The following is a 6,717-nucleotide window of genomic DNA, read 5'->3' as shown; positions in this document are numbered from 1 at the left end:
GAGTCGACAAGCCCGGGTTCTCCGATGGCGACGTGAACCAGACCGGTCGCCGGGTTGAAAAACGTGACATCGGGCGGGCCTCCGATCGGCCAGACATTGGTGGCTTCGCCCGAGGTGCTGCTTATCTCGACCAAGGTTGAATCGTCACAAGCAACATAAAGCCGTTGTCGGAAATGATCGATGTCGAGACCGTGAGCGCCCGATGACGGGATTTTCCAATGCGTCACCGCGCCAAGGTCGGGCAGGCGGGCCACCAGCACCATGGAAGGCTCGCGGATGCAGAGGAACAGCCGCTCGGAGGCGGCATCAGTGACGCACCAGCGCGGCCTTCCCGGTAGCTCGATCGATACCTGTTTGTGGTCACTCAATCCGTAAGCGTGCAGCGTCGGCGCTTCCTTGTCGTCGCCGATGCAGGCGGCGATCCCAAGGTCGGACCGGGCCACGATCACAGCGCCGTTTGGTCGCGCGTCGGACTTGAAGGTGGCGCGGGTTTCCAGCGTGACAGCATCGAGCAAGGCGACGCTGGCGCCGCCGCGGTTGGTTGCCAGAATCTGTCCGTCATCAGCGACAGCGCCGGCTACGCCCGGAAATCCCGGCAGAGTCGCGATATGCCTGCCGGCGTCGTGGTCGATCACCTCGATGCAACTGCGCGCGGTGTGTGCAATGAAGACACGTCGGCTCTTCGCATCGAAGGCGGCGTGGTCAAACTCGCTGCCCGCGGCTTCTGGTATGGCGATGGTTCCGATTGTTTTCAGCGGCATGTCGACAAGCCTCAATCCTGCTAGCCCTTCGTACTGGCGGTCTTGTCTAGTGCAGCGCGAAGTCCGCGGGCAAGTTTCAACGCGTCGTCATTGGCCCAGAAATGAAGGAAGAACAGCCGCGGCTGTTCGTCCAGCATATGGCTGTGGACGGCGGTTACGTCGATGCCGTTCGATCGCAATGCCCTGATCACCGGATTCACCTCGTCACCGGAGAGAACGAAATCGCCGGTGATGGCTGCCTTGTCGCTGCCGGTGGGTTGAAATCCGATGGCAATCGCCACGCCCATCGGCCCGACTGGACTCAACGGCATGCCGTTTTCCGTCACCGGATCACGGCGCGACACGGCGAACTGATAGACGCCGCCATTCGCCTGTCCCTTGACACCTATGATCTGATCTAGCTGTGCCGTATCGAGTTCGACCGCTGGTGGAGGCGCTGCGGCAGGCGTCGCGAGCGGGGTCTTGCTCGCCGTCAGAGCATCGCGAATGACGCTAGCCATCTTTGCGGGATCGCCGTGGCCTCCGACATGCATGTAGAACGTGGCCGGGCTGGCGCGCAGCAGGTGATTGTGGACGGCGGTGATCTCAAGCCCACCTTCAATCATCTTGAGCATGACCGGGTTGATTTCGGCCTCCAGCAGCACGAGGTCGCCCATCACCATGGCCTCCCCATGCATTGGCTTGAACGCGATCCAGCCGCCGAGCGCCAGAGCCGGTTTGATGGTGACGCCGTCAAGGGTCACGGTCAGATCGGTGCGGGGAAAGCCGTAGCGGTGCACGTCACCCGAAACCGCGGGCTTTCTCCCGAACGTGTCATCGACCTTCTTCCAGTCGATTTCCTGGGCGGTCGCCGCGTTCGTGAGGGAGGCTGCGAAGATCGAAGCCACGAGCCAAAGTTTGGGACCCATCTATCTCTCCTTCGGATTTGAGGGGATGTCGGACTGCGGAATAATATCTGACAGGAGAATTTCAGTTTCGAATCCCATCGCGCGTAACGCAACGGCGAAGCCTTCGCTGATTTCCTCCGCACTGCAGAAATAAACGCGAGCCCTCGCGGACGGAATCGATCGGCGCCGGGTCGGCGTCGGTCTGTCCACAAAGAGAAGTTAGAGAAATTGGGAGTTTTCGGTCGTCCATGCGCAATTCTCTCGACAAATCGAGCGTTGCGCAGATCTTGGACGGGAACCGTCTGAAGGGGAGTCTGCATTTCCCCGAAGCTATTTTTAGTCGGAGCGATGCGTACGCAACAGGAAGGAATGAGACGCAGCTCAGTCATGTATCACGAGGCTGTGTGCCCTGTTCCTTCAAACTATTTGGCGTCGCCGTAGGTTACCTCGTCAAACAGCGTGACGCTGTCGGCCTTGGTCCACAGCCCTACCTTGCCGGCATCGGTGAACGTGGAATCCTCGACTTCGAACAATTGTTTGCCTTTGAAAGACACGCCGAAGCGCGAGCCTCTAAAGTCAATACGTAAGCTGTGCCAGGTATTCGCCGGAACCTTGACGTCCGCTCCGTAACCACCCTTGCGGCCGACTATGTCGAGCGGGCTTCGAACGCCGTTGACGGTCTTGTAGAGAACGACATTGTCCTCAAGCGCGTTGGCTCGCATCACGTAGTAATTGTTCGCATCTTTCGCCCGCCAGACGATGCCGGCGGCGCGGTCCTGGGAGCCGGCGATGGCCTTGAACTTCACCTCGACAAAGCCGTCCTTGATGCTGGTGTCGTTCTTCAGGAGCAGCGGATAGGTCGCTTGGCCGGATTGCTTGAGCACCTTCGACTTTGACGGCGCCGTTTCATCGCTTTCGACCGTCCATTTCGAGTCGCCGGATCCTGTGAGGGTAGCCGTCCAGCCCTCAGGCGCGACACCGGTTTGGGTGCTTTCGAAACTCATCGCGTGGTTTGACATATCGTTCACTCCCGTGAGGAAAAGCGTGGCCGCAATGACGGCTCCCCTGAATCTCGCCGCAGAAAGCCCAGCGCACGCCAAATCGACGGCGGCTGATATCTGGCCAGAAGCGGGCTGCAGATTGCGTTCGTTTGGAGGAAATGGTGGCATTCGTTCGTCCATGTGCATATTGCCTCGACAAGTCGAGTGTGCACAGTTCTTGGACCGAAGCCTCAAGGGGAGACTGTACTTCCCCTGGGCACGTCATAATTCAGCAGGGCGACAAATGCAACATCAAGCGGCGGCTAAGGCCCGCTGAACAGGCTCGGTTATGGACAGCAACGGTTACGTACATCTGCTGGCAGGTTTCGCTCTTCTGGCTTCGACGCCGTGCCTCGCGCAGGATTCGCTCGTTACCTACAAATCCCTGGCCCCCGGAATCGCTCTCGAACTAGCCCAATCCGCCCTCGCGAATTGTCAGCAGCGCGGCTACCAGGTCGCGATAGCCGTTGTCGACCGCTTCGGCGTAACACAGGTGATACTGCGCGACCGCTATGCCGGGGCTCATACCCCTGCGACTGCATCGGGCAAGGCGTGGACCGCGGCAACCTTCCGCACCAGCACCAGTAATCTGTTCGCCATCAGTCAGCCCGGCATGATGCAGGCGGGAATTCGCAATCTTCCGGGCGTGGTTGTCATTGGCGGCGGACTCGTCGTCGAGGCGGGCGGTTCGCTGGTTGGCGCGATTGGCGTCTCGGGAGCGCCCGGAGGCGATGCCGACGAAGCCTGCGCCAGGGCAGGGGTAGAATCGATACAAGGGAAGCTCGATTTCTAAGTTGGGCGCTTATCGTTTGAGCAACGGCTCACGGCATGTCTCTTCATGGCACTTTTCGGACATCGCTAATCTGGCGGGCGTTGGCCGCTTCTGAGTGAAAAGCAGACATCGTTATTATTCGATTTGCGACTGGCCGCTCATGGCGCTAAGCGGTCTTTGGGTGTGAGCTCCAGCTGGCCGGGGGACGCTTCGTAAATCGCTGGCAGGCCAAGGAATCCGAATGAGATTTGCCGCCCAAACGTGGTTGAGTTCGTTCAAGGACAGTTCGTTTGCGTCGGTCGTCATGTTGCGCTCTCCTTGCCAAAGGGACCACCCCCTCCATTTGAGCGGAGTGTATCGAAGCACGCGCGCTCATTCTGTGACCGGCATCCCCCACATTCGCTTGCGCCGTGACGCTGCAGCCCCAATAACGCGCTCACAAAAAAGTGGAGAGGAAAATGCCAGCACCGTTCGTTTTCACACGCCGCCAGCTCATGGCGGCCGGCGCGGCGACGGCGGCCGTGGCTTCCGCGGGCCCGGGGTTTGCGAACACGGCATGGCCGGCCAAACCGATCAAGATGCTCGTCGGCTTCGCGGCCGGCGGCCAGACCGATCTCTTCGCACGCACCTATGGTGACTACATTTCGCGGCAGGTTGGACAGACCGTGGTGGTCGAAAACAAGGTCGGCGGCGGCGGCGCCGTCTCCGCGGTGGAACTCAAGCGGTCCGCGCCCGACGGCTACACCGCGATGATCAACAACACGACGACGTACATGACCAACCCGGTGACGATGAAGGACATCCGCTATGACGTAGGCAAGGATTTCGTCGTCGTCAGCATCATGCCGACCGGCAGTCTTCCGTTGATCGTCAGCGAAAAGTGTGGCGCGAAAAATCTTGAGGAATTCATTGCCTACGCGCGCAAGACCGAAAAAGTGAACATCGGCACCTATGCGGCCGGATCCTACGCGCATATCGCGATCGCGGAACTCAACAAGCAGTACGGCCTCAAGATGGAGGCCGTGCACTATCGCGGCGAAGCGCCGATGTGGACCGATCTCGCGGGGCAGACGCTCGACGGCGGGATCGGGAGCTACACCGCCGCGCTCGGCGTGCTGCAAACCGGCAGGGGACGCGCGATCGCGGTGTCCCGCCGCCGCATCAGCGTGTTGCCTGATGTCGCGACCTTCCACGAGCAGGGCGCAACCTCGCGCGCCTTTGGCCTCACCACGTTCCAGGCCTGCGCCGTCCCCGCCGCAACGCCAGCCGAAATCGTGCAAAAGCTGTCGGACCTGTTCGTCGCCGCCGGCAAGACCGATGCGATCCGAGAGATGCTCAAGAACCAGGCGATCGACGAAGCCCCGATGACACTGGAAGCCAGCCAGACGCTTTACCGGACGGAAGCGCCGATCTGGGCCGAGCTGATCGCGGGGCTGGGGCTGGAGCCGATGTAGGCGCGACTTTCGCCCGTCCGGCTTTGGCGCGGCGACCGTCACTCGATTCGCTCAATTTTTGACAGCGTCTCGCCAGCGTCCACGGCCGAGCAAATCATTTGGCCGAAATATTCGCTTAGCGGATCACCTCGGCATCGCCGACCTTGTGCGTTTGAGGGCTGCCGCAAGCGAAATATGGGATCGGCCCGCGTGTAGTTCGAGCAACGGGCGCTCGTCCTCTCCCGTCCAGGGAGTGTTGTTTCCGATCATCGCGAGAACCCAATCTGCGATTGCGTATGGGTGGACTGCCCCGGCCCAGTGAAGATCGGGCCAGTGACTTCGAGCGTTTGCGATGTCCACGTCGGTCTGCTCAGGGCATAGGCGGACGCGAGGCGAATGACCGCTCCTGGCGCAAAGCGGTCGTCCGAAACGCGTCATTGTAACGGCCTGATAACAGCATCCTATATCCGGCAAAAATAATATAGCGGCGCCAATCAATATCTTGGTCCGCGTGAAGGGCTTGCGAGCGGCGACAACCAAGGTTTGACCAAGGAGATGTCGCTATGGCGTTGTCTAGGCCAACCCGTTTGGGTCTGGCAATCCTCTTACTCCCCTGACGGCTCCCCGAGAGACGATTCGAGAGCTCAAAATGGCAGAATAAGCTGAACTACGTGCATCAACCCCAACCCTGCATAGGTTAGGTTCCGATGAAAGTAGCTCACGGCTTCTAATGACGGCTCAGGAGGTCGGTCATTGCGCAGCGACCTGATTTCCGATGTCGATCGGCCGCAAGAATGTCCCTTCGTCGTCTGTAAAGATGAATGTGCCAGAAGTGTTGCGATAACGCGAGGCTTGGTCGTGCGATCGTGAATAGAGTACGGCAACACTCACGAACCGGTCATGTCCCAGATCGTCGTGTTTTGCGAGCCTCGAAATGTCGACAACTTGAACCCTTTCCTTCAGGGCAGCCTCTCGCACAACCGGATCGTCAACATCGATATCGCCCGCACGCGCAATACCACCATCAAGAAAACTGGACACTCGAAGCGCGCTATCATCCTTGGAAACCAGAACCAGCAATGGTGGCTTGAGCGGACCGATGGCTTGTGCCTGAGCACGGAACGTCTTCGCATTGATGTCGGGCGCCGCCAGCACAACACGGCCTAGCCGGGCAATCACTCGGTCTTTGCCTTCGAAACGAAGTTGGCGCAGAGCCTCGACGGTCAACATGGCACCCATGCTGTGGGCTACCACCATAATGTCGCTGACCTCGGAACTGCTGCTTAGCATCGTTAGCAAAGCCATCAGATGATCACGAGAATAGTTTGCCGATTGCTTGTCCATTTCATAAGCACCGACCCGACCTTGCGATGGCCACGCGAACAGGATCGGAATTCCGTCGATGTTGATGTCCGCTTGCAATTGCGCGATCCGGAACAGCGACTCTTGGAAGGTATTGTTGAATCCGTGCACGAAAACAAAGGCTTTGTGCTTTTTCCGCCGAGTATTGCCTTGCGGAGCCACGGCTTTACGAAAATCGGTTTCGCTCAGTGCAGCCTGATCCACTACAGCAAAGCTGCTCCCTGGATCGGGAGTTGCGGTCGGCATTTCGATATTGCCGGGCTTGTGGTTAGGGGGCACCGAGACGGCAAACTTTGCAAAGTTGAGCACATTGGAGCGGTTCGCAGTGAAGACGTTTCCTGACGAAACCTCGCGATCACGCGTAGTCGCCACATAAATTTGCAGGGTCTTCCCACCACCGGAGGCCACCACGGGCGTCAGCACTTCTGGCCCAAGTCTGGTTGCGCAACCGACCAAAAGGAA

General features: G+C 59.4%; 6 protein-coding genes. 2 read left to right on the top strand and 4 right to left on the bottom strand.

The annotated features are described in order from the left end of the window. The 3 genes from JQ611_RS36335 to JQ611_RS36325 all read right to left on the bottom strand — a co-directional run. A partial coding sequence (locus JQ611_RS36335; RefSeq protein WP_409411323.1) for a YncE family protein occupies positions 1-761 on the bottom strand: 761 nt, incomplete at its 3' end. Positions 762-781: 20 nt separating this feature from the next. Beyond that, on the bottom strand, positions 782-1,669 hold the full coding sequence (locus JQ611_RS36330) for a DUF1259 domain-containing protein (RefSeq protein ID WP_212263355.1): 888 nt from the start codon (positions 1,667-1,669) through the stop codon (positions 782-784). 401 nt (positions 1,670-2,070) lie between these two features. Further along, positions 2,071-2,667 (bottom strand): hypothetical protein, encoded by a 597-nt coding sequence (locus JQ611_RS36325; protein ID WP_212263513.1) that lies wholly within the window; start codon positions 2,665-2,667, stop codon positions 2,071-2,073. 310 nt (positions 2,668-2,977) lie between these two features. Between JQ611_RS36325 and JQ611_RS36320 the strand changes: the two genes are divergently transcribed. Next, the gene (locus JQ611_RS36320) at positions 2,978-3,481 is read left to right on the top strand and encodes a heme-binding protein (RefSeq protein ID WP_212468165.1); all 504 of its coding nucleotides are present in this window, start codon (positions 2,978-2,980) and stop codon (positions 3,479-3,481) included. Positions 3,482-3,918: 437 nt separating this feature from the next. Continuing rightward, positions 3,919-4,914 (top strand): tripartite tricarboxylate transporter substrate binding protein, encoded by a 996-nt coding sequence (locus JQ611_RS36315; protein WP_212468164.1) that lies wholly within the window; start codon positions 3,919-3,921, stop codon positions 4,912-4,914. Between the two features lie 729 nt (positions 4,915-5,643). Here JQ611_RS36315 and JQ611_RS36310 read toward each other — a convergent pair. Next, the gene (locus JQ611_RS36310; protein WP_212038874.1) at positions 5,644-6,678 is read right to left on the bottom strand and encodes an alpha/beta hydrolase; all 1,035 of its coding nucleotides are present in this window, start codon (positions 6,676-6,678) and stop codon (positions 5,644-5,646) included. Positions 6,679-6,717: the final 39 nt, after the last annotated feature.

It is taken from the genome of Bradyrhizobium sp. AUGA SZCCT0182, from assembly GCF_018130185.1.
Classification (GTDB): Bacteria; Pseudomonadota; Alphaproteobacteria; order Rhizobiales; family Xanthobacteraceae; genus Bradyrhizobium.
The sequence above is the reverse complement of the archived record's forward strand: the minus strand, read 5'-3'. Positions and strand labels throughout refer to the sequence as shown.